This is a genomic window from Winogradskyella pacifica, from assembly GCF_013403915.1.
In the GTDB taxonomy this organism is placed as follows: domain Bacteria; phylum Bacteroidota; class Bacteroidia; order Flavobacteriales; family Flavobacteriaceae; genus Winogradskyella; species Winogradskyella pacifica.
In genome coordinates this window covers 417698-440263 of the sequence record NZ_JABFDI010000001.1, presented here as the reverse complement: position 1 = coordinate 440263, position 22566 = coordinate 417698, and the positions used below count along the sequence as shown (strand labels likewise).

Below are 22566 nucleotides of genomic sequence, written 5' to 3'. Positions count from 1 at the left end.
AAAATCTTCAGTAAATCTCTTGGATGATAACTTGAAGTTCCACCTCCTTTATAAGTCCTCTCAATAGAGCTAATATCTATCTGGTCTAAAATACTGTTAACGATACGAACGGGATGATTCTCTGGAACAAAATCATCGTAACTGGGTGGGAGAAGACTCAATTGAGTCTGACTATTGGTCTTCCATACAACGTTGCTTTTCATACCTTTAAGATACGAAAATCAATGCTTCTTTGAAAATATAAAATATAAAAAAAGAGACTGCCTTTTTAGACAGCCTCTTTTTTTTGTTTGTTTAACCAACAACCAACAACCAACAACCAACAACTAATACCTATAAGTCCTTTCGCAATGTTTTGCGTCGTGCATATACTTTAGGGTCAAAATGTTTCCATATTTGTTTAATGGCAATATTATCTTCAAGTTCTGGAGTTCTATAACATGTTTCTATCCCTTTTTGCTTAAAGGTTTCGTAATATTCGTTAAAAATAACGGCATGAACACCTTTGTTTTGATAGTCGGGATGAATACCTATTAAGTAAAAAATAACGTCTTTACTGTGTTTTTTAGCTTTTAGGATATGTGTAAATCCAAAGGGAAATAATCTACCATTTGCTTTTTGTAACGCTTGTGCAAACCGTGGCATAACAACAGCAAAACCAACTAGTTTATCATGTTCATCCACTACAAATTTGATGTACTCGGGATTAATAAAGCTGATAAATTTCTTTTTAAAATATTCTTTTTGAATATCTGTAATTTCAACAAAAGAGGATAAAGACGAATAACTCTCATTAAACAAATCGAACATACGATCTGCATAAGGCATTACTTCTTCTGTTTTTGTAAGCTGAAGCGCTCTTAATTTATAACGACGTTTAATGAGTTCTTGTGCTTTTTTAAAGAACTCTGGCTTTACGTTTTCAAAAGGAAACTTGTTTTCTGAATATTCTTTTTCAATAAGGTATCCATGTTCTTTATAATGGTTAATATAATAAGGATGATTATACCACGTAATCATTGTTCCCAATTGGTCAAAACCTTCGGTCATTACACCGACTTTATCTAAATTAGAAAAGCCTACAGGACCTTCAGCATAACTTAATTGCTGTTCTCTTCCTATATCTTCAACGGTATTTAATAACGCTTTACTAACATCTAAATTGTCAATAAAGTCAAACCAACCAAAACGCATTTTCTTTATGCCTTGCTTGTCGACTTCTAGCCAATTGATAATCGCTGCAATTCTACCTACAACCTCACCAGATTTATAAGCCAAGAAAAATCGGGCTTCAGCATCTTTAAAGATTGGGTTTTTGTCTTTATTAAAGGTTTCTAACTCTTGTTTTATAATTGGTGGTACCCAATATTTAGAATCTTTATAAATTTTAAAAGGGAACCGAACAAATGCTTTTAAGTCCTTTTTTGATGTGGCTTCTTTAATTGTTATCATGTAGTTAGGAACGCTATAAATTAAGAATCGAAATCATCTGTTTTCTTTTCCTTTTTCTTCTTTTTCTTGAAATTACCATCACTGCCGTTACCGTTATCTATCTTTTTATCTTGATGGAAATCTAAACGGTACGACGCTCCGAAAGCGATATTTAGAACAGTTGGTGTATCTTTAGTGTTAAAGGCAAGATTAGCATCTAACTGAAAGTTTTTAGTCCAAAGGTAAGCACCTCCAAATCTAAAAATATTATCAGCATAGAAATCACTATCAATGCCTTGCGCTTCTCCAAAGACAACCCATTGTGGTGTGAATGAATGTGTTAGTGTAAAAATATATTGAAAATCAGACTGGTCTGTTCCAATTCTATCTTTAATTAAATTCATTACAAAAACCCAACCACCATTAAAATTGTTCTGTGTTGCAATCATTACCTTTGGACTAAAGCCTTCAATGTCTGGGGCAGTATAAGGATTGTCTTTAGCGTCAAAATTTGCGCCTGCAAAAATAGAAACGGCAGGTATTAAGGATTTCCAGCTGAATTTATTGTTAGCGTGAAAGCTGTATAAATTTGGCTTTTCTTCTCCTGCATTTTTATAAGGATCATATACCAGATATTTTGCTCCAAGAGTGAAATTTTTAAAATTAGAGCGTTTGTCTGGAAGAGGAATTGTAGCATTATTATAAGTGATATTATCATTTTGATAAATGCCATCAAGCGATAATTCTAGCTCTTCAAATAATAAGCCATATCTCAGTGCAAAATCAAGACCAAACCCTGAAACTTCATAATTGGCAAGCGCATGCTCTTCTTTTACGGTATAGGCGCCAGTTTCAAACTGTACAACTCCTGTTCCTACAGAAAAGGCACTTTTAGATACTCCAGGTCGGTTAGAGTTAATTACTTCAGTATATTGGGCGTAGGTAGAATTAAAACTAAAGGCAAGAATTAAAACTAATATGGATTTGAGTATTCGCATTATATATGGATTTAAAACCTATAGGTCTATTGTAGATTGAAGTCAAATATAGATATTTTATAGTTTTTTTAAGGAATAATATCGGATTATAAATGAGTATAATTGTATTTTTGAATATTATAACATGTTTATCATACAATAAGCTTAGTCCATGGGATTACTGAGAACTATATTAATTATTTTACTTGTTTACTTTGGCTTTAAGATATTAGCACGTCTTTTTGCTCCGTTATTGTTGAAGTTTGTGGCCAAGAAAGCTGAGGAAAAGTTTGGTGGCCAATTTGGTGGATTCCAAAACCCAAATCAACAAAGACAGGAACAAAAGCAAAAGGAAGGTGAAACGATAATCGATAAAATGCCTAACAATAATAGTTCTTCTAACCAGAAAGTGGGCGAATATATTGATTACGAAGAAATTGATGAATAGAATTCTTTTGTAAAAAGGAATCCTACACAATGTTTCAAAAAAAATAACTACTTTTCAGAATCATTCAACTTAAAGCATTCACATGTCATTTTCTATAAAACGTTTAATACCGCATGTCTTAATTTTAGTAGGATTTGTCGCATTATCTTTAGCCTATTTTAGTCCTGTTTTACAAGGCAAAAAAATCAATCAAAGTGATATTATGCACTATATTGGTATGGCAGAACAACAAAAAGAGTTTGCCAAAACCACAGGAGAAGAAACCTATTGGACCAATAGTGCGTTTGGTGGTATGCCAACCTATCAATTAGGAGCAAAATATCCGCACAATTATATTAAAAAACTCGACTTAACCTTACGATTCTTACCAAGACCAGCAGATTATCTGTTCTTATATTTTATAGGCTTTTACATATTACTGTTGTCGCTAAAAGTTGATTTTAAACTCGCTGCATTAGGAGCATTAGCTTTTGGATTTTCAACATACCTCATTATTATACTTGGTGTTGGTCATAACTCTAAAGCACATGCAATAGCCTATATGCCTTTGGTGTTAGCCGGAATTGTTCTCACGTTTCAGAAGAAATATATACTCGGATTTTTCTTAACTACTATTGCTTTAGGATTAGAGATTGTAACGAATCATTTTCAGATGACTTATTATCTCCTATTATTGGTTTTAGTTTTAGGATTGGCTTATCTCGTAGATGCTTACAAAAAACAACAATTACCACATTTCTTTAAGTCTGTAGGATTACTCTCTGTTGCTGCCATTTTAGCTGTTGGATTAAACGCTACAAATATTATGGCGACCCAAGAGTATGTTAAAGAAAGTACACGAGGTAAAAGCGATTTAACCATAAATGTTGATGGATCTCCTAAAGAGGTAACGTCAGGATTAAGCAGGGAATATATTACAGAATACAGCTATGGTATTCTAGAATCTTTCAATCTCTTTATTCCAAAATTTATGGGTGGAGGAAACTCTGAAGATGTAGGTAAGGACTCTAATACTTATGACGCTTATATTGATTTAGGAGCTTCTCCAATTGATGCCTTAGATGGCGCAAGAAATGCGCCAATGTATTGGGGAGATCAAACCATCGTTGAAGCACCCGCTTATGTAGGTGCTGTAATTATTTTCCTTTTTGTTTTGGGGCTGTTTTTAGTAAAAGGCAGATTAAAATGGTGGCTTTTAGGTGGCACATTATTATCGTGGATATTATCATTAGGGAAAAATTGGTTTTTTGTGGAAAACCCTCAACCAGATAGTAATCCTATAACTAATTTCTTTATTGATTTTGTTCCATTATATGATAAGTTTAGAGCCGTAAGCTCTATCCAAGTGATTTTAGAATTATGTATTCCTGTTTTAGGAATTATGGCTTTAGTTCGTTTATTTAATGATTTTCAGAAGGATGAAGAAAAACTAAAAGCCTTAAAATATTCAGTTGCAATCACAGCAGGTTTAGCTTTAATCTTTTTAGTATTTAAATCTTTTCTGTTTGATTTTGAAAGCTTTAGAGATGATCAATATATTGGCGCGTATGGACAACCTTTTATTGATGCTGTAATTGAAGACCGTAAAGCATTAATGACTGCAGATACGTTGAGAGCTTTGGTTTTAGTATTGCTTTCAGCAGGAACCATTTTTATGTTCTTAAAAAAGAAATTGTCCGAAAATTTAGTCGTGGTGGTATTCGCTGTGTTAATTCTTTTTGATTTAGTTACGGTAGATAGAGAATACGTTAATAATGATAATTTTGTATCTGCCTTAAAAGTAGATAAACCTTACCAGCCAACTAGTGCTGATTTAGAAATCTTAAATGATAAGAGTCATTTTAGAGTTTTAGACATGTCTAGTGAAGGACAGCGTAAACCTGCAAGGTCTGCCTATTTTCATAATTCATTGTTTGGTTATCATGCGGCTAAATTAGGACGTGTTAATGAGTTGTTAGAGTTTCACGTGTATAAAAACAACATGAATGTTCTGAACATGCTTAACACAAAATACATCATTGCAGAAGATCAAGGTCAAATTTTTCCTTATACCAATACAGAGGCTAATGGAAATGCTTGGTTTGTTTCACAACTGAATGTCGTTGCAGATGCTAATAAAGAAATTGTAGCTTTAGATAGTTTAAATACGAAGACGACAGCTGTTTTAGAGCAAATGGTTCAGGCTGAATATAATTTAAAAACGAGCTATCAAGTAGATTCTATAGCTTCAATTGAATTAAAAGAATTCAAGCCAAATTATTTAAAATACGAATCTAATAATAGCAATATAGGTCTAGCTGTGTTCTCTGAAGTCTATTACGCTCAAGGTTGGAATGCTTACATAGATGGTAAATTAGTACCACATTTAAGAGTTAATTATGTTCTAAGAGCACTAGAATTACCAGAAGGCAATCACACCATAGAATTTAAGTTTGAACCACAAGTTGTTGAAACAGGAAGTCAAGTGGCTTTAGCGAGTTCTGTTTTATTAGGATTACTTCTTTTAGGTGGATTGTTTTATGAGATAAAGCGTAGGAAGAATAATTGATATTAATCTTTCATGTTATGAAATTAACTTATAAAAAAAGTTTTTGGATTTTATTTGTGTTCTCAATTGTTCTCGCAATTTATCAATATGGTAAAACAAATTCGTTAGAAGTGGAGTTAGCTTTTAAGAAAATAAATTTTGTGTTTTTAAAGTCAGATACTCATGTAATAGGAGAAATAGCATCAAAAAGATTATATGATAAAAATGAAATAGAGTCTTTCTTAAATCTAAATCACGCTCATATCAGAGTTGATAAAAAAGGAGATACGTTGTTCTTAGATAATACATTTTTGATATTTAAAAATGATTCACTCATTTCAATTATAGTAGACTAATTAATTAGATTCCTATCTTCGTAGGAATTCAGGATGAAAAACAAAGTACTCATAATAACCTATTATTGGCCACCAGCAGGAGGGCCAGGCGTGCAGCGTTGGTTAAAATTTGTGAAGTATTTACCTGAGTTTGGTATAGAACCCATTGTGTATTGTCCTGAAAATCCAAACTACCCAATAATGGATGAAAGTTTGGTAAATGAAATTTCGGATACTATTACCATTTTAAAGCAACCGATCAGCGAACCTTATGGTTTGGCGAGTTTATTCTCTAAAGGAAAGTCGAAGAAAATTAGTTCTGGTGTGATTCCTAAAGCCAAAAAGCAATCGTTGATAGAAAAAACAATGCTTTATGTAAGAGGTAATTTTTTTATCCCTGATGCGCGAAAAAACTGGATAAAACCCTCGGTTGAATTTCTTTCAAACTATATAAAAGAGCATCAAATTGAAACTGTAATTACTACGGGGCCACCTCACAGTTTGCATTTAATAGGCTTGCAGCTAAAAGGAAGATTAGGTATAAAATGGTTAGCCGATTTTAGAGATCCTTGGACCACCATTGGCTATCATAAAGATTTAAAATTAACGAACTCTTCAAAAGCAAAGCACATTGACTTAGAAAAAAAGGTTCTAAATGCAGCTGATGAAATTATAGTGACTAGTAACCATACCAAAAACGAATTTCAAACCAAAACCAAACAACCCATTTCGGTTATTACGAATGGTTACGATTCGCATTCAGTCAGGGTAGATACGAAGGATGAGCACTTTACCTTATCACACATTGGATCGTTATTATCGGAACGTAATCCTGTGATATTATGGGAAATACTTTCAGAATTAATTAAAGAAAATAGTGCTTTTTCTGAAGCTTTCAAATTACAATTAATAGGTGTCGTTAGTGATGATGTTATTGAATCGATTCATAATAATGGTTTAAAGAATCATTTAGAAGTTGTGGGGTATGTGAGTCATGATGAAGCATTACAATTTCAAATGAAATCACAATTACTGTTATTAATTGAAATTGATTCTGAAGATACCAAAGCCATTATTGCAGCAAAAGTTTTTGAATATTTAATCTCAGAAACACCCATATTAGCCATTGGTCCAGAAGATGCTGATGTAGAACAAATCATAAAATCTACAAATACAGGAACGTATTTTAACTATAAGCAGAAAGCCGAATTAAAGTCACAACTTTTAAACTATTTCGAAGCTTTTCAAAGTAATACATTAAAAGTAAATGCTATTGGTTTACAACCGTACAGTCGCAAAGCCTTGACTGAAAAATTAGCAGGTTTGTTAAATCGAGTCTAAAGTTTACTCAAAGGAACAATACTCAAAAGTTTATTGATAGGAATGTCCCCTTGAGTGGACTTGAGGGGGTGTTTTCTAATGGCATATTAAAATTTTAAACTTAATTAATCGTATTTTGCTTCACTATGGGAATCGTTTTAAGTCAATCATTTAAAAATACTATTACAACCTATTTGGGCTTTGGTATAGGAGCTATTAATACACTTTTTCTTTACACTAATTTTTTAACGGATCAATATTATGGTTTAGTTGCCTTTCTACTTTCAGCGGCTAATATTATGATGCCTTTTATGGCCTTTGGTGTTCATAATGCCATTGTGAAATTTTATTCGACATTCAAAACTAAAAATAGTATCAATAGCTTTTTAACGCTGATGTTATTTTTGCCCTTATTGTTTATAATTCCAACGGTTGTTATAGGCTACTTTGCTTATGATTTAATTGTTGATTGGCTTTCAAACGAAAACCAAATTGTAGAAAGTTATATCTGGCATATTTTTATTTTGGCTGTGGCAATGGCTTATTTCGAAATCTTTTTTGCTTGGACAAAAGTGCAAATGCAAACCGTTTTTGGAAACTTAATGAAAGAGATATTTCATCGCGTTTGCATTATGTTTTTACTTTTTGCGGTGTATTTAGATTGGTTGTCGGTTGCGCAATTTATTAACGCACTCGTTGCCGTTTATGTCTTACGTATGGTGCTTATGAAACTGTATGCCTATTCAGTAAGATTTCCGAAGTTAAAGTTTCAAAAATTAGAAAATCAATTTTCAATATTAAAGTATTCAGCACTAATGATTATAGCAGGTTCGGTGGCGATGCTTATTCTAGATATTGATAAATTTATGATTGGTTTAATCTTACCAGATATTGAGCAGGTGGCTTATTATAGTGTGGCTATTTTTATTGCTACTGTGATTGCCGTTCCACAACGTGCTATGCATCAAATTATGTTACCGTTAACAGCAAAGTATCTTAATGAAAAAGACAAGGTTGCTTTAGAAGATTTATATAAGAGAAGCTCAATAACGCTTTTAGTAGTTAGTGGTTTTATTTTTCTGCTCATTATTTTAAACATTAATCAACTATATGAAATTCTTCCAGAGAAATTTACAGGTGGACTTTTTGTGGTTTTAATTGTAAGTCTGGCTAAGCTATATGACAACAGTTTGGGGAATAATAATGCTATATTATTTAACAGTGATTATTACAGAATGGTGTTGTTTTTTGGAGTATTACTGGCTATTATGGCTATTGTGTTGAATGCGGTTTTTATTCCTGTATATGGCATTGAAGGATCTGCTTTTGCAACATTTTTAGCGGTATTCATTTATAATACAATCAAAATTGTATTTGTAAAACGAAAATTTAATATGCTGCCATTTACATCTGGTTCAGTTAAGATTATTTTGGCATTGATTGTATTGTCGTTTGCATTTTACTTTTGGGATTTTCCATTTCATCCAATTATTAATATCATTTTAAAATCTGGATTAATAAGCCTCATTTATTTTATGTTGATTTATAAAATGAACGTCTCAGATGATATCTCACTACAAATAAAAAAGCACCTAAAACTTTAGATGTTTTATTATAAAAGAAATTCCCGTAAAGCGCTTTGAGGCATACTATATACGGGAACTTCTAACCAACCAAAAAAAACTTTTTATCCTCTAGATCGACTTGAGTTAGATCTTGTAGAACTTTGGTTGCTCGTTCTACTACTTGTGTTTGATCTTGCTTTTACAGCCGATTTCGTTGTTCTATTTTGCGTCACATTACTTTTTCTTGAGCTTTGTGATGTTGCTTTAGTAGATATACGAGAATTAGTAACACTTGGTTTTCTAACTGATGAACTATTTCCTCGTTCTATAGTTTTAGACACAGAAGAACTGCTTCTAGTCACATTTGTATTTCTCGTAGGTGTAACTCTAGTGGAACGCTGGGTAAGTGTTCTACTAGGAGTTGAGACTCTTGTATTTGTTCTCGTTGTTGCACTATTACGAGGGGTTGCTGTTCTTGTAGTTGTTGAAACTCTCGTCGCAGAACGTGCAGGTGTTGCAGTTGTATTACGCGTCGTTGTAGTTCTAGTAACAGTTGAATTGTTATCTCTTAAACGTGTAGCTCTTGTGCTTGCAATTGTCGTATTATTACGTTGTGCTTGTGTTCTAATACTACGCTCTCTACTGTTTCTTGGAGTTTGAGCATAACTAACACGTGTTCTAGTGGTTGTAGTAGTTCTTCTAACCGCATAACCATTATCGCGTCTTCCAATATTATAATGTCTTACATTGTTCGTATAAGGTCTATAATAAATATGTCTTACAGGGGTGTAATGCTGTCTGTATGGATTTACATGTACGATACTGTAATTAATATGTGGTACCGCATAAAATTGGTGCCAAGGTCTATAAACGTAAGATCTGTTATATATGTTAATAAAGCCATCGTATCTATAAAATACATTGTTTCTGTAGTACACATTTAGTCCACCAACGTTACTGATTCTACCAAAAGTGTTGTAGTTAATAAAGATGTTACCGATTTGGTTAACACGTCCGTAATAATCATAATAGATAGGTGTGTTTTCTATTTGAATAATAGCACCAAAACTATCATATTGTATATAAGGATTATAATCGTATCCAGAGTTAAAACTCAAGCTAAACCCAGGAGTATTAATTCCTACACTTACATCGGGGCCATAATTTGGTAAATAGAAATCAAACTGACCATCTGCAAAAACGGAAAACTCAATTCCGGCTTCATCAAATATGAAAGAATTACCATAACCTCTCACATTGTTATTAATTGAAGCCTCTGCTTCTGATGTTGTTGTGCTGGTTGCGAATGCAGTTGTGCTTATAGCGACTAAGGCTGCAAATAAATATATAATTCGTTTCATAATAATTGGGTTTTAAATTAAACTCGTTTAGTATAAAACAAACAGCGTGCCAAAAATACATATTTCTGTTTCTGAGGTTTTTATGTCGGTTTAAAAACAGTGTGATATAATCTCGGTAAAATTCAACAACCATCAAACAATTGAGGGTGTCATATATTTTACTACTTTTAAACCAGACTAACCATCAATTATGAGTACCAACCAAGTAGACTGTAAAAATTGTGAGCAACCTTTTGATGCGGATTTTCAATTTTGCCCACATTGTGGTCAAAAATCAAATGACGAACTTACGATAGGTGTTTTGTTTTATAATACCATTAGTAATTACTTTTCCTTTGATGCACGCTTTTTTAAAAGTTTTTTTCCTTTACTATTTAAGCCTGGTTATTTGGCCAAGGAATTTATAAACGGAAAACGTTTAATGTATCTGCATCCTGCCCAGATGTATTTGTTTATCTCAGTGGTGTTTTTCTTTTTATCTAGTTTTTATTCTAGAGAATTCAGAGAAGATATAGATAAAGGCATGGAAGAAGTCTTGGCGAGTCGATCTGAAAAAGTTTTAACCCAAGATAGTATTCCTCAAGATTCTATTGCTATAAATAATTATTTAAAACCCCTCAGAGATAATAGCTTCACCATAGGATTAGATGACGATGATTTAAAAGTTATAGATTCCCTCTCAAGAATTAAAGTGCCTAAAAAGAATTTTGGAACATCATTTACTTTTAATGAAAGGGAAATGGACTCCATAATTGCTACAGGAGCATCGGATGAAACGCTATATAAACATATGGGAATGTCTGATAATGCAGGTTCTATAAAACGAAAGTTTTATAGTCAAATACTTAAGTTTTATAAAACCATGGGACTTGGACAAATTTACCAAACCTTTATAGATAGCATTCCATTAGCTATGTTTTTCTTATTGCCACTTTTTGCACTTTTATTGAAACTATTCTTTTTTAATAAAGGTAGATATTCACATCATTTGGTGTTTAGTTTTTATTATTTTTCCTTCTTGTTCACCTTATTTAGTATCATGTTTTCAATAAATAGATGGTTAATAGACATACCAGATTGGATAGATTGGCTTATTGCATTTTCAACCTTCTTTTACTTAGTAGTTGCAATAGCAAGATTTTATAGACAGCATTGGCTTTTAAGTTTCGTTAAAACGGGTGTAATTGGCTTTTTATTTATGTCGCTTGTATTACCGTTTTCGCTTACGATCTTAGGAATTATTTCGTTTTTGTACTACTAATCATTAAAAGACCCAGTGTGCCAAAAAATAAAACTGTATAATTGACACAATATTTAAGGGCGTAATTATCAATATTACAGTAGGTTGCTGCTTGTTGTTTTAACATTAAAATGCTTCCTTTTATAATTTTTTTGTTTTTCTTAAACTACAGCCTTTATGACCAGTAAAGTGAGTTATGAAAACAACAAGTCGTTCTGCAGAACTTAACAAAACATAGACACAGGAACTAAGCGTATGAATTAATAGGTGCGTTTACTTTTGTCTATAATGTTTAATGTTTTTTTGTAAACAACGAGATAGATTGTTGCTACCCCAAATGATATAAGGGTACCTATATATATTCCAAATAAGGGGTAGACGATTGATATTGTTAATGAATAAATGATTAACGAAAACATACCAAATGGCACATTTTTAATCACTGTATGTACATGTTCTTTTGAATAGGTAAAATGAATGATTAACATTAAAGGAAAAAGCGTGGTAGGGAAAGCAGAAAAAAGTCCAGCCCAAGTAGATCCTACAAATTTTGGGACACTCGTAATTACCAAAATAATTAAGGCTGCAAAAAAGGCTCTCACAAATAGAATTCTATAGTTGAGTTTTACCTTAGTCTGGATATTAATATTCTTAATACTTTTGAAAAGATAGATGTATAGAAATGAAAATGCAATCGGAATTAATATGGCGATGTATTTATTAATTTCAATACGTTGTAACAATGAAACAATAACAAAGTAGCCAATTATGGCACACAAAGAAGACAATAGAATATTATATTTTTTAAAGTGCCTTGATGCTATGTAATAAATATAAACAAAGGATAAGGTGGCACTCAATCCAATCATATTATAAACGGCACTTTCTGCTGCAAATTCAGGGTTAACTTCTAATCCAAAAAAGAATAACGTTATAGCAGAACCAGAAGGATAGCCTGATAAAATTCCTGCAACTTTTGGGCTTACATTCTCAGCAATAACCGATAAGCCTATAACAAATGCTATGGCTACGATTAACTTAATTAAGAATAGAAACTCTATCATATAGTGGGCAAATATAATTATTTAGTTGAAGCATTCATTCTCTATTCTTTCTAAAAAAAACTATTTATAACTGAAGAAAATATAAGAACAGTTACTAAAATCTTATGCAAGAAAATTGCGAGATATAATCTCGCATTCACATCATAATAAGTAGGAAATACACTAGCTATATAATTTAAGTAGTTTTTAATATGGTAATAGATAATTGTAATGCTTAGTGAAGAAAAGTGAGCTAGAAACTATTCATAGAACTCGCATGCCAAATAGGAATATTTAGAAATTCGCTCAACATCTCAGCATCGTTAATGATAGCTTTTAAGTTGCCATGATCCACGACGTTTCTTCGAGAAGCATCTTCTAAAACTAAATTAAGTTCAAAACTTTTATAAGAACCATCGTCACTTTTTACGTGCTCTCCTATAATTTGAATGGCAATGATTGATTGTAATGATAAATAATCTTTAGATAGTTTTCTTTTGGACTGATAACCTTTGAATGCGTAAGTGGTGTAATAAAGACCTTGTTGCTTGTCGAAAACTCTCGGTTTGTAAAACATGAAAGCTCCTGCGCCAAAAAAAATGAGACCAAAAAGAACTAGAATCCAGCTAATAGAAACGGATTCTATATGGGATTGAAATAAGGGAAATAGGGCATAAAATAAAACCCCTAAACCAACAGCTAAAAATATAAAACTGAAGAGTGCGGCACCAATTGAAGGTTTATATGTTAATTTAGAAGGAGATGCTTGAATTAAAACATTCGTTTTAAAACTGGCTCCACCAGGTTTGAAAGGAGAGGTTGAAACTTTAGATTCTGTACTATTAGTATTACTTAGCACATTTTCTCTAGCTTCAATAACTTCCTTATGAAAACCTTCAGGTAAATCCATCTTATAATTTTTCTTGAAGGTATTTTCCTGTAACCGAATTCTTGTTTTTTACGATGTCTTCAGGTGTACCCGAAGCAACGAGTTGTCCTCCGTGTTTTCCTCCTTCAGGTCCCAAATCAATGATGTAATCGGCACATTTTATTAAATCAATATTATGTTCAATGACTATAATAGAATGGCCTTTGGCAATTAATGCTTGAAACGATTTTAATAACTTCTTTATATCGTGAAAATGAAGTCCGGTTGTAGGTTCATCGAATATAAAAAGCGCATTATCACTTTTACTTCCTTTTCCTAAAAATGTAGCGAGCTTAATACGTTGCGCTTCACCACCAGAAAGGGTAGAAGAGGACTGTCCTAAAGTAACGTAGCCCAAACCAACATCTTGCAGCGGTTGTAACTTTCCTTGAATTTTAGTTTGTTTATGAGTTTTAAAGAAATCTATAGCATCATCAATCGTAAGGTTTAGAATATCATCAATAGATTTGCCTTCAAACTTAACTTCTAAGACTTCTTTTTTAAAGCGTTTACCACCACAGGTTTCACAAGTTAAATGCACATCTGCCATAAATTGCATTTCGATAGTAACTTCTCCTTCACCTTTACAGGTTTCACAGCGTCCACCATCCACGTTAAAGCTAAAGTGCTTGGCAGCATAATTACGAATGTTACTTAATTTTTGAGACGCATATAAGGCTCTAATGTCATCATAGGCTTTAATATATGTCACAGGATTAGAACGCGACGATCGACCAATAGGATTCTGATCTACAAATTCTACATGTTGAATATTGCTGTGATTGCCTTTTATTTCTGAAACCTGACCTATTTTATCACTAAATCCGGTAAGCTTTTTTTGAATGGCTGGAAATAATATCTTTTTAATTAATGTACTTTTTCCACTACCAGAAACACCTGTAATAACCGTTAGCATTTCTAATGGAAAATTAACCGTTACATTTTTTAAGTTGTTTTCGCGAGCACCAACAATTTCGATATTGTATTTTGAAGTTCTTCGTTTTTTCGGGACTTCAATTTCCAAGTCTCCATTTAAGTATTTCGCGGTGAGTGTATCTGCAGATAGAATCTCTTCAAAATTACCAACAGCAACCACTTCACCGCCTAGAGTTCCGGCTTCTGGTCCGATATCAATAATGGAATCCGCAGCTTTCATAATATCTTCATCATGTTCTACGACGATAACTGTATTTCCTAAATCGCGTAGAGATTTTAAAACATCAATTAAGCGTTCCGTGTCTTTTGGATGTAAGCCAATACTTGGTTCATCTAAAATATACATGGAACCAACTAGGCTACTCCCTAATGATGTCGCTAAGTTTATACGCTGACTTTCTCCACCAGAAAGTGTGTTAGATTTTCGATTTAAGGTTAAATAATTTAAGCCTACATTAGATAAAAACTCTAATCGTGTATTAATTTCGGTAAGCAAACGTTTTGCGATTTTAGCATCACTCTCGTTCAACTTTAATTTTTCAAAAAACACAATTAATTCATCTATAGGTAGATCAACTAAATCGGTGATTGTTGCTTTATCTATTTTTACATAACTGGCATCAATACGTAAGCGTTTTCCTTTACAAACATTACATTTTGTTTTACCACGGTAGCGCGATAGCATCACACGATTCTGAATTTTATAAGCTTTCGATTCTAGTTCAGTAAAGAACGTGTCTAAACCTTCAAAGTACTTATTACCTTTCCAAATGAGGGCTTTATTGGCGTCACTTAATTGAAAATAAGGTTTGTGAATAGGGAAATCAAATTCGTGCGAATTATTAACCAACTGATCTCTGTACCAGCTCATACTTTCACCTCTCCAAGGGAAAATGGCATTTTCGAAAACTGATAGCTCAGTATTTGGAATGACGAGATCGTCATCAATACCAATAACATCACCATAACCTTCGCATTTTGGACAAGCTCCATAAGGATTATTAAAACTGAATAAATGTGCGTTAGGTTCTAAAAACGACATACCGTCAATTTCGAACTTGTTATTAAATACGGTTTGTTTTTTATCAAAAAGGGATTCAATTAAACATGTACCAACTCCTTCATAAAAAGCAGTCCCGACAGCATCTGCTAATCGATTTAGAAAATCTTCTTCATTTTTAAAGACAATTCTATCCACAACTAAAAATAAATCATCAACTGAAGAAATGTTTTGTTTTAAGGCATCATCAATTCTAACAACATCGTCTTTTACTTTTATACGGGCATAACCTTGCTGTTGTAAGGTTTGAAGTTTGTTTTCTAACGTTCGGCCTTCTTCTAATATAATAGGAGCTAAAAGTAATAATTTGCTGCCTTCTTCAAATTTTGAAATATAATTAATGACATCCGAAACGGTATGTTTTTTAACTTCCTCACCCGAAATAGGAGAGTAGGTTTTTCCTATACGTGCAAATAATAATTTTAGGTAATCGTAAATTTCTGTCGTTGTACCAACAGTTGAACGTGGATTTGTAGAGTTTACTTTTTGCTCTATCGCAATTGCCGGAGCAATACCTTTTATATAATCTACTTTGGGTTTGTTGAGTCGTCCTAAAAACTGGCGTGCGTAACTACTTAAACTTTCTACGTAACGTCTTTGACCTTCTGCATAAAGTGTATCGAAGGCTAAACTCGACTTCCCAGAACCTGATAAACCTGTAATAACAACCAATTTATTACGTGGAATAACAACATCAATATTCTTAAGATTGTGAAGGCTTGCTCCTTTAATTATGATATTTTCCTTTGGGCTAACGTCTAAATTAGTAGTATTCATAGGTTATTTTGATCTCTAAGTTTGCAAAGATACTATAATACAAAATAAAGATTAAGATAACTGCTACATTTCGTTAGGTCAAGAGAGTTGGACTTAAGAGTGCATCATATGATTTAGTTTTCATCCGCAAAAGGAGTGCTTTATCCGACAAAATGTTAAAGTTTAGTCCTTTTCTTTGCTTAATTGGAATGATTGTTGTTATATTTGAAACGTATTCACAATTTAAAAACACCTGCGTATAGCATAATATTACTTTTAGAAAACAGCTAGTAACCCCAAACTTAGTAAGCAACTGCTAAGTACTAAAGTAATTATTATGGAAAAAGAACTTATCCAAGACGCAGAGTTGGTCAGCAACTATATTAATGGCAATGAGTATGCACTTTCAATTTTAATAGAAAGGCATAAGCAAAAAATTTACAGTTTCATTTATTCTAAAGTCTACGATAGAGATATTACTGAAGATGTTTTTCAGGATACCTTTATTAAGGTTATTAAGAATTTAAAACGCGGTAAATATAACGAGGAGGGAAAATTTTTACCTTGGGTTATGCGTATTGCACATAATTTGGTTATCGATCACTTTAGAAAAAATAGTCGTATGCCAAAATTCGATAATACAGGTGAGTTTAGTATTTTTTCTGTATTAAGCGATTCTACGTTAAATGCTGAAAAAGTACTTATAAAAGACCAAGTGGAATCTGATGTAAGACGTATTATTGAAGAATTGCCAGAAGACCAAAAGCAAGTGCTTTTAATGCGTATGTATCAAGACATGAGTTTTAAAGAAATCTCTGAGCGTACAGGTGTAAGTATTAATACGGCTTTAGGAAGAATGCGTTACGCCTTAATTAATATGCGTAAAGTAATTGACCAAAACAATATCATTTTAACCAATTGATACAATAAAGCACATAGAAGTGCGTTTTTGCTATATATAAACTCTTAAATTGTTAAAATGGCAAAAATTTACTCTCATGCTTCCCCAAAACATAATAACCTAATACCAAAAGATGAAACGATACGTTTCCTTTTGAATTACTCAAAAGCTTTAAGTGTTATAGATTATAATAAAATGAAGTTTGAAGCGCTTCTCAATTAATAAAAAACCCTGATGTAAAAAGTCAGGATTTTTTTGTTAAAAGCAATTCTTCGTAGTTCTGAGTATTTAGATATTCTTGTTTTAAATCTTTAAGATATTGAATAGTTTTTTCTTTTAATGGGTGTTTCTCCTTTAAACAGTTTTTTATGTCATTGTCATAAACTGTTAGAATAATATACCAATGACCAGTTCTACTTGTGTAGTTGTCCTCAAATAGTCTTGAATTTCCGTTGCTTTCGCGTTTTGCATCAATTAAAACTAGAGGAAGATTTACGTTTTTATCTGTACGTTCGGCTTCATGATAAGATAAATAAAGGGTTTCACCATTTAGTTGAAAAGGCACATTGTAACCAACATCAATATCATTTAATCTGTATTTTTTATTGATGTAATTGTAGAATTCCTCGGCATCTTTTGAATCTTTGAAAATGAAAGCTGTTTCTCTAGGCATTTTCTTTTGAAACTTCTTAGCCTGCATTATCTTATAATCTTGATTCTTAAATTTAGGTGCAACTTTCACCGGAATACAAGAAGTCACAACAAAAGCTAAAAGGAGAATGATTAGTTTTTTCATTGATTAATGGTTTCTGATAAGGCATCAAGAATTGTACCAATGCACCTATTTAATTTCTATGAAGGTTCTAGCTACAATCGAAACACTGAACACTGAACACTGAATACTGAATACGGAACACTATTTCTTCTTCTTTTTATAATAGTCATCCAAAACGGATTTTCTACCAATAGTCTTCGTAATAATATCTTTTTCTAAGTCCCAACCACGGGCAGGTGAATATTGTCTACCATACCATATTATTTGAAGGTGTAGGTCGTTCCATAGCTCTTCTGGAAATATGCGTTTGGCATCTTTTTCGGTTTGTACTACGTTTTTACCATTGGTTAAATTCCAGCGATACATTAAACGATGAATATGTGTATCTACAGGAAACGCAGGTATTCCAAAAGCTTGTGATAAAACCACAGCAGCCGTTTTGTGTCCAACAGCTGGTAATTCTTCTAATGCTTCGTACGTTTTTGGAACTTCACCATTATGTTTGTCAATTAAGATATGTGACAATCCATGAATCCCTTTGCTTTTCATGGGTGATAAGCCAACAGGTTTTATAATCTCTCTAATCTCTTCAACACTCAACTTAATCATATCATAAGGATTGTCTGCACGTTCAAATAATAGAGGTGTTATTTTATTGACGCGTACATCTGTGCTTTGCGCAGACATTAAAACGGCAATCAACAATGTATATGGATCCTTATGGTCTAATGGAACGGGAATTTCAGGATATAATTTATACAATGTATTTATAACGAAATTTACTTTTTCTTGTTTAGTCATTTTGTATTTTTACCTAATCAGAGATTTAATACAAATTTACGTAATTATGACACATTTAAAAGTAGGAGATAAGGCACCAGATTTTTCAGCAAAAGACGAACTTGGTAATACGATCTCATTATCAGATTATAAAGGTAAAAAATTAGTTGTATTCTTTTATCCTAAAGCAAGTACACCGGGTTGTACCGCAGAAGCTTGTAACCTTAATGATAACTATGAGCGATTTAAAACTAAAGGTTATGAAATTTTAGGAGTAAGTGCGGATAGTGCTAAAAGACAATCTAATTTTAAGAACAAATACGAGTTTCAATATCCATTATTAGCAGATGAAGATAAAGCTGTAATTGAAGCTTTCGGAGTTTGGGGACCAAAGAAATTTATGGGTAAAGAATATGATGGCATTCATCGCACGACATTTGTTATAGATGAAAACGGAGTTATAGAAGATGTCATTGCAAAGGTGAAAACAAAAGCGCATGCAGAGCAAATATTAGGAGAATAAGACATAATTCTTAAACAAAAAAAAGCGACCATTATACTACGTTTAGTAGATGAATGGTCGCTTTTTTTATTATGTAATTTGATATTAATTTTTATGCATAACCTCTTCAGATTCACAGCCAAATAAACTCTTTTCTTTAATTAATTTCGAAACTCCTTCTGGTAACATTTTTTCCCATCCTTTTTCATTGTCCACAATCATTTTAAGAACAGTTCTTGAGAACACAGATAAGTTAGAGGCATCATAATCTGTAATGTCCACTACTTTTCCATTGTATTTAAAGAACTTATAAAGCTCTTTCATACGAGGATGTACTTTTAGGTTTTCGCTAGTAGTTAAGCTACCATCATTGTTTACCATAGGGTATAAATACACACGTAAATCCTTGTAAAATAATTTTCCAAAGGCTTCTAGAATTCCTCCACTTAAATGACGATAATATTTTTCATCAAAAATGTCAACGAGGTTATTTACTCCCATGGCTAACCCCATTCTAGCTCTAGAATATTGAGAGAAGTATTCTACTAATTTATAATATTCTTGGAAATTAGAAATCAATACAGTTTGTCCTAAAGAACATAAGAGTTTTGCACGATCCATAAAATCTTGCTCATCAATTTTACCTTCTGCCCTTAAGTTAGATAAGGTAATTTCAAAAATAACTTGTGTTTTTTCTTTTTCGACCTTATTCTCTTTAATGAACATTTCGTAAGATTTCTCAAACATGTCCATATTAACTTTGGTTACAGGTCTAAAACTACCTCTTAAGGTTAAAATGTTCTTTTTATAAAGTACACGTGCCGGTAAAACGTTATTTCCATCTGGAGCAAACATTACGGCATCTGTCATACCATTTTTAACAAGCTGAAGACTCATTAAACGGTTATCCACATTTTCAAAAACAGGACCAGAGAAATTAATCGTATCAATTTCTAATTGATCTTTGTCTAAATGATCGTATAAATAACGTAATAATTTACGAGGCTGATTGTATTTATAAAATGCACCATATATTAGGTTAGTTCCTAATTTACCAAGTGTTTCTTGCTGTAAACGTGCATCATTTTCCTTAAAACGAACGTGAATAATGATATCGTTATACTCTTGGTTTGGGCCTACTTGATATTTTATGCCAACCCAACCATGACCTTTAAATTGTTTTGCAAAATCAATAGTTGTAACAGTGTTAGCATAAGAGAAAAATATTTTATTAGGGTGTTTCTCTCTGGTAATTCGCTCTTCCATTAAATTCACTTCGTGATTTAACATCTTTCGAAGTCGCGCTTCAGTTACATAACGCTTATCATCTTCAATTCCGTAAATAGCATCACTAAAATCCTTGTCGTAAGCAGACATTGCTTTCGCAATAGTACCAGATGCACCTCCTGCTCTAAAAAAATGACGTACAGTCTCTTGTCCTGCTCCAATTTCAGAAAACGTTCCGTAAATGTCAGCATTAAGATTAATACGTAAAGCTTTGTCTTTTAGAGACGGAATATTTTCGAAATCTGAGTCACCAGTGTACGTTATGTCCTTCATAGATATTGGGTATGCATCGTTTTGGCAAAGGTACTGTTTTACTATTGCAAACAAAAAAATAAGTTTATTTTTGTCGTCGGATCTCCAAATTGAAAATATAACATTTGAATAGGTCATTTTTTCACTTTATGATGATATATAAAGGAAATACGACTGATTTTTTAAGGGGTTTTCAATTCGAAGTAATTTTATTAAACTAAAGCATATTGAAAGTTACATTTTTAGGAACAGGTACATCACAAGGAATTCCAATTATAGGAAGCGATCATCCTGTGTGTTTAAGTGACAACCCTAAAGATAAACGCCTACGTGTTTCAATATTAGTAGAATGGGATGATTTTACGTTTGTGGTAGATTGTGGTCCAGATTTTAGACAGCAAATGCTTAGAGCTGAAGTTTCTAAAATTGACGGGATTATTTTCACACATGAACATGCCGATCATACCATGGGATTAGATGATATTCGACCGTTCTTTTTTAGACAAGGAGATATCGATTTGTATGCCCATCAGCGTGTTTTTAATGCTTTAGAGAAACGTTTTGATTATATTTTTACCACAGAGAATAAGTATCCTGGTGTGCCGAGTGTCACTAAAATCGAAGTTAAGAACGAACCATTTTTAGCCGGTAACCTTAATGTTATTCCTATTGATGGTTTGCATTATAAACTTCAGGTTTTTGGTTATCGATTTCATAATTTTGCATACTTAACAGATATGAAAACGATTGCTGATTCTGAAATAGAAAAGCTTCAAAATTTAGATGTTTTAGTGGTGAATGCTTTACGTATAAAACCACATATTTCACATTTTAATTTAGAAGAAGCTTTAGATTTTATTGCCAAAGTAAAACCTAAGCGTACGTATTTAACACATATAAGTCATTTGTTAGGGTTTCATGATGATGTGCAAAAAACATTGCCAGAAAACGTTTTTTTAGCTTACGATAATTTAAAAATTACTATTTAGATATGAAGAATAAAATTTTAATGTATTTATTCATTTTCTCACTATTGTTACTTGTTTTTCAATATGTGAATTCAAAAAATATTATTGAAAAATACGAAGCAGATATCGTAAAAGTTAAGGCTAAAGTTTCTGAAAAAGAAGCGGCTATGAAGACTTTAGAAGAGCAAAACTTTGAGTTGAGTTATTTTAGCATCGATAGAAATGAGGATGCCTATAATTATTTTGAAGCTTTAGGTTATGATACTGAGCAACTAATTCCTGCTATTGTAGAAGGACTTTATAACATGAATGACTATGAGGGCGAAGATCACCCAATGGTGCCTTATGTGTCTACTACAGATTCTAAATTATTGATTAATAAAGTTAGAGTAATGAATCATAAATGGATTGTAGCCAATTTTACAGATGGTGCATTATGGGGCGAAATTTTTCTAACTTATTCCATAGATGAAAATAATGACCTTAAATATAAATTGGTTGAGTATTTCTTATATCCTAAATTGAATTAGATATACTTAACTAACCAGGCTTTTAAATCGAAGAAATTCTGAGGTGCAACTCCATGTCCAACAGGATATTCTGAATATACATGATTAATATTCAAAGCTTTTAAAAACACAGGTGCTTTTTGAGCCCAATCTACAGGAATCACTTGGTCTACGGAACCATGAGAACAAAAGAAGTTTAAATGAGAAACCGTACTTTCGTCTATTGTATCTGGTAAAATATCTTCATTAATATAACCACTCAAAGCCACAATGTTCTTCACTTTTTCAGGATACGTTAATGCCACAGCATAACTTAAAATAGTACCTTGACTAAAACCTAAAAGGGTTACATTTTTTGAATCTACGTTATAAGTCCCACAAGCATAATCAATAAATTCAGCAATCAGATTTACAGATTGTTTCGCTTGTTCATTATCACTCCATTTACCTTTGTCTGCATCAAAATTTATAGCATACCACGCGTTTCCATAAGGTTGCATTGGATAAGGTGCTCTTAAAGATATGATCATTAATTCTTCTGGTAATTCTGAAGCAAAAGAAAATAAATCATTTTCATCACTTCCGTAACCGTGGCACATAATTAAAAGTGGTGCATTTTCTTTTAAAGAAGAAGGTCTTGTAATATAATGTAGTTTCGACATAAT

22 protein-coding genes are annotated in these 22566 nt (G+C 32.5%); 11 read left to right on the top strand and 11 right to left on the bottom strand.

Translation table 11 applies throughout. From position 1 onward, the window contains the following. The 3 genes from HM984_RS17955 to HM984_RS01860 all read right to left on the bottom strand — a co-directional run. Positions 1 to 203: transposase (locus tag HM984_RS17955; protein WP_503328562.1), on the bottom strand; the 203-nt coding region annotated here is incomplete at its 3' end. A 130-nt stretch (positions 204 to 333) separates the two neighbouring features. Next, on the bottom strand, positions 334 to 1452 hold the full coding sequence (locus HM984_RS01865) for a GNAT family N-acetyltransferase (RefSeq protein WP_179347885.1): 1119 nt from the start codon (positions 1450 to 1452) through the stop codon (positions 334 to 336). Between the two features lie 20 nt (positions 1453 to 1472). Beyond that, positions 1473 to 2429, bottom strand: a complete 957-nt coding sequence (locus tag HM984_RS01860) for a transporter (RefSeq protein ID WP_179347884.1) — start codon at positions 2427 to 2429, stop codon at positions 1473 to 1475. Between the two features lie 151 nt (positions 2430 to 2580). On the opposite strand from HM984_RS01860, the gene HM984_RS01855 reads away from it, so the two are divergent. The 5 genes from HM984_RS01855 (at position 2581) to HM984_RS01835 (ending at position 8642) form a co-directional block, all read left to right on the top strand. Next, complete coding sequence (locus HM984_RS01855) at positions 2581 to 2856, top strand: DUF4834 family protein (protein ID WP_115808610.1); 276 nt, start codon at positions 2581 to 2583, stop codon at positions 2854 to 2856. Between the two features lie 82 nt (positions 2857 to 2938). Next, positions 2939 to 5404 (top strand): YfhO family protein, encoded by a 2466-nt coding sequence (locus tag HM984_RS01850; RefSeq protein ID WP_179347883.1) that lies wholly within the window; start codon positions 2939 to 2941, stop codon positions 5402 to 5404. A gap of 17 nt (positions 5405 to 5421) precedes the next feature. Further along, positions 5422 to 5739 (top strand): hypothetical protein, encoded by a 318-nt coding sequence (locus HM984_RS01845; protein WP_179347882.1) that lies wholly within the window; start codon positions 5422 to 5424, stop codon positions 5737 to 5739. Between the two features lie 33 nt (positions 5740 to 5772). Continuing rightward, positions 5773 to 7059 carry a glycosyltransferase gene (locus HM984_RS01840; protein ID WP_179347881.1) on the top strand — a complete coding sequence of 429 codons (1287 nt, stop codon included), beginning with the start codon at positions 5773 to 5775 and terminating at the stop codon, positions 7057 to 7059. Between the two features lie 125 nt (positions 7060 to 7184). After that, positions 7185 to 8642 (top strand): oligosaccharide flippase family protein, encoded by a 1458-nt coding sequence (locus HM984_RS01835; protein ID WP_115808614.1) that lies wholly within the window; start codon positions 7185 to 7187, stop codon positions 8640 to 8642. 83 nt (positions 8643 to 8725) lie between these two features. Here HM984_RS01835 and HM984_RS01830 read toward each other — a convergent pair whose 3' ends face one another. Continuing rightward, positions 8726 to 9964 carry a hypothetical protein gene (locus HM984_RS01830; protein ID WP_179347880.1) on the bottom strand — a complete coding sequence of 413 codons (1239 nt, stop codon included), beginning with the start codon at positions 9962 to 9964 and terminating at the stop codon, positions 8726 to 8728. A gap of 190 nt (positions 9965 to 10154) precedes the next feature. Here HM984_RS01830 and HM984_RS01825 point away from each other — a divergent pair, with 190 nt between their 5' ends. Continuing rightward, the gene (locus HM984_RS01825) at positions 10155 to 11225 is read left to right on the top strand and encodes a DUF3667 domain-containing protein (RefSeq protein ID WP_115808616.1); all 1071 of its coding nucleotides are present in this window, start codon (positions 10155 to 10157) and stop codon (positions 11223 to 11225) included. Positions 11226 to 11464: 239 nt separating this feature from the next. Here HM984_RS01825 and HM984_RS01820 read toward each other — a convergent pair whose 3' ends face one another. From HM984_RS01820 to uvrA, 3 genes are all read right to left on the bottom strand, one after another. Beyond that, on the bottom strand, positions 11465 to 12268 hold the full coding sequence (locus tag HM984_RS01820; protein WP_179347879.1) for a hypothetical protein: 804 nt from the start codon (positions 12266 to 12268) through the stop codon (positions 11465 to 11467). A 232-nt stretch (positions 12269 to 12500) separates the two neighbouring features. Further along, complete coding sequence (locus tag HM984_RS01815; RefSeq protein WP_179347878.1) at positions 12501 to 13157, bottom strand: hypothetical protein; 657 nt, start codon at positions 13155 to 13157, stop codon at positions 12501 to 12503. A 1-nt stretch (position 13158) separates the two neighbouring features. After that, on the bottom strand, positions 13159 to 15948 hold the full coding sequence (uvrA, locus tag HM984_RS01810; RefSeq protein ID WP_179347877.1) for an excinuclease ABC subunit UvrA: 2790 nt from the start codon (positions 15946 to 15948) through the stop codon (positions 13159 to 13161). Positions 15949 to 16264: 316 nt separating this feature from the next. On the opposite strand from uvrA, the gene HM984_RS01805 reads away from it, so the two are divergent. Beyond that, positions 16265 to 16849 (top strand): RNA polymerase sigma factor, encoded by a 585-nt coding sequence (locus tag HM984_RS01805; RefSeq protein ID WP_020897844.1) that lies wholly within the window; start codon positions 16265 to 16267, stop codon positions 16847 to 16849. A gap of 57 nt (positions 16850 to 16906) precedes the next feature. Then, positions 16907 to 17050: a hypothetical protein gene (locus tag HM984_RS01800; protein ID WP_179347876.1), complete on the top strand. Its 144-nt coding sequence runs from the start codon at positions 16907 to 16909 to the stop codon at positions 17048 to 17050. 22 nt (positions 17051 to 17072) lie between these two features. Here the strand turns inward: HM984_RS01800 and HM984_RS01795 are convergent, their stop codons facing one another. Continuing rightward, positions 17073 to 17624, bottom strand: coding sequence for a hypothetical protein (locus HM984_RS01795; RefSeq protein WP_115808620.1), 552 nt, complete (start codon positions 17622 to 17624; stop codon positions 17073 to 17075). A 120-nt stretch (positions 17625 to 17744) separates the two neighbouring features. Beyond that, complete coding sequence (locus tag HM984_RS01790) at positions 17745 to 18404, bottom strand: endonuclease III domain-containing protein (RefSeq protein ID WP_179347875.1); 660 nt, start codon at positions 18402 to 18404, stop codon at positions 17745 to 17747. A gap of 46 nt (positions 18405 to 18450) precedes the next feature. On the opposite strand from HM984_RS01790, the gene bcp reads away from it, so the two are divergent. Beyond that, the gene (bcp, locus tag HM984_RS01785) at positions 18451 to 18906 is read left to right on the top strand and encodes a thioredoxin-dependent thiol peroxidase (protein ID WP_179347874.1); all 456 of its coding nucleotides are present in this window, start codon (positions 18451 to 18453) and stop codon (positions 18904 to 18906) included. Positions 18907 to 18990: 84 nt separating this feature from the next. On the opposite strand, the gene HM984_RS01780 is transcribed toward bcp, so the two are convergent. Further along, a complete protein-coding gene (locus tag HM984_RS01780; RefSeq protein WP_179347873.1) occupies positions 18991 to 20445 on the bottom strand; it encodes a TonB-dependent receptor in 1455 nt (484 codons plus the stop codon). A gap of 206 nt (positions 20446 to 20651) precedes the next feature. Between HM984_RS01780 and HM984_RS01775 the strand changes: the two genes are divergently transcribed. Together HM984_RS01775 and HM984_RS01770 are read left to right on the top strand one after the other, a co-directional pair. Then, positions 20652 to 21413, top strand: a complete 762-nt coding sequence (locus HM984_RS01775; protein WP_179347872.1) for an MBL fold metallo-hydrolase — start codon at positions 20652 to 20654, stop codon at positions 21411 to 21413. 2 nt (positions 21414 to 21415) lie between these two features. Continuing rightward, a complete protein-coding gene (locus tag HM984_RS01770; RefSeq protein ID WP_257018430.1) occupies positions 21416 to 21922 on the top strand; it encodes a DUF4315 family protein in 507 nt (168 codons plus the stop codon). Here the strand turns inward: HM984_RS01770 and HM984_RS01765 are convergent. Next, on the bottom strand, positions 21919 to 22563 hold the full coding sequence (locus HM984_RS01765) for an alpha/beta hydrolase (RefSeq protein WP_179347871.1): 645 nt from the start codon (positions 22561 to 22563) through the stop codon (positions 21919 to 21921). The two genes, HM984_RS01770 and HM984_RS01765, sit on opposite strands and share 4 nt — an antisense overlap. Positions 22564 to 22566: the final 3 nt, after the last annotated feature.

Excerpts from the sequence above, each read along its gene's own strand:
- HM984_RS01790 (WP_179347875.1), bottom strand. The coding sequence starts at position 18,404 with ATGACTAAACAAGAAAAAGTAAATTTCGTTATAAATACATTGTATAAA.
- HM984_RS01860 (WP_179347884.1), bottom strand. The coding sequence starts at position 2,429 with ATGCGAATACTCAAATCCATATTAGTTTTAATTCTTGCCTTTAGTTTT.
- HM984_RS01800 (WP_179347876.1), top strand. The coding sequence starts at position 16,907 with ATGGCAAAAATTTACTCTCATGCTTCCCCAAAACATAATAACCTAATA.
- HM984_RS01805 (WP_020897844.1), top strand. The coding sequence starts at position 16,265 with ATGGAAAAAGAACTTATCCAAGACGCAGAGTTGGTCAGCAACTATATT.
- HM984_RS01840 (WP_179347881.1), top strand. The coding sequence starts at position 5,773 with ATGAAAAACAAAGTACTCATAATAACCTATTATTGGCCACCAGCAGGA.
- bcp (WP_179347874.1), top strand. The coding sequence starts at position 18,451 with ATGACACATTTAAAAGTAGGAGATAAGGCACCAGATTTTTCAGCAAAA.
- HM984_RS01765 (WP_179347871.1), bottom strand. The coding sequence starts at position 22,563 with ATGTCGAAACTACATTATATTACAAGACCTTCTTCTTTAAAAGAAAAT.
- HM984_RS01850 (WP_179347883.1), top strand. The coding sequence starts at position 2,939 with ATGTCATTTTCTATAAAACGTTTAATACCGCATGTCTTAATTTTAGTA.
- HM984_RS01865 (WP_179347885.1), bottom strand. The coding sequence starts at position 1,452 with ATGATAACAATTAAAGAAGCCACATCAAAAAAGGACTTAAAAGCATTT.
- HM984_RS01835 (WP_115808614.1), top strand. The coding sequence starts at position 7,185 with ATGGGAATCGTTTTAAGTCAATCATTTAAAAATACTATTACAACCTAT.
- HM984_RS01795 (WP_115808620.1), bottom strand. The coding sequence starts at position 17,624 with ATGAAAAAACTAATCATTCTCCTTTTAGCTTTTGTTGTGACTTCTTGT.
- HM984_RS01855 (WP_115808610.1), top strand. The coding sequence starts at position 2,581 with ATGGGATTACTGAGAACTATATTAATTATTTTACTTGTTTACTTTGGC.
- HM984_RS01770 (WP_257018430.1), top strand. The coding sequence starts at position 21,416 with ATGAAGAATAAAATTTTAATGTATTTATTCATTTTCTCACTATTGTTA.
- HM984_RS01845 (WP_179347882.1), top strand. The coding sequence starts at position 5,422 with ATGAAATTAACTTATAAAAAAAGTTTTTGGATTTTATTTGTGTTCTCA.
- uvrA (WP_179347877.1), bottom strand. The coding sequence starts at position 15,948 with ATGAATACTACTAATTTAGACGTTAGCCCAAAGGAAAATATCATAATT.
- HM984_RS01780 (WP_179347873.1), bottom strand. The coding sequence starts at position 20,445 with ATGAAGGACATAACGTACACTGGTGACTCAGATTTCGAAAATATTCCG.
- HM984_RS01825 (WP_115808616.1), top strand. The coding sequence starts at position 10,155 with ATGAGTACCAACCAAGTAGACTGTAAAAATTGTGAGCAACCTTTTGAT.
- HM984_RS01830 (WP_179347880.1), bottom strand. The coding sequence starts at position 9,964 with ATGAAACGAATTATATATTTATTTGCAGCCTTAGTCGCTATAAGCACA.
- HM984_RS01815 (WP_179347878.1), bottom strand. The coding sequence starts at position 13,157 with ATGGATTTACCTGAAGGTTTTCATAAGGAAGTTATTGAAGCTAGAGAA.
- HM984_RS01820 (WP_179347879.1), bottom strand. The coding sequence starts at position 12,268 with ATGATAGAGTTTCTATTCTTAATTAAGTTAATCGTAGCCATAGCATTT.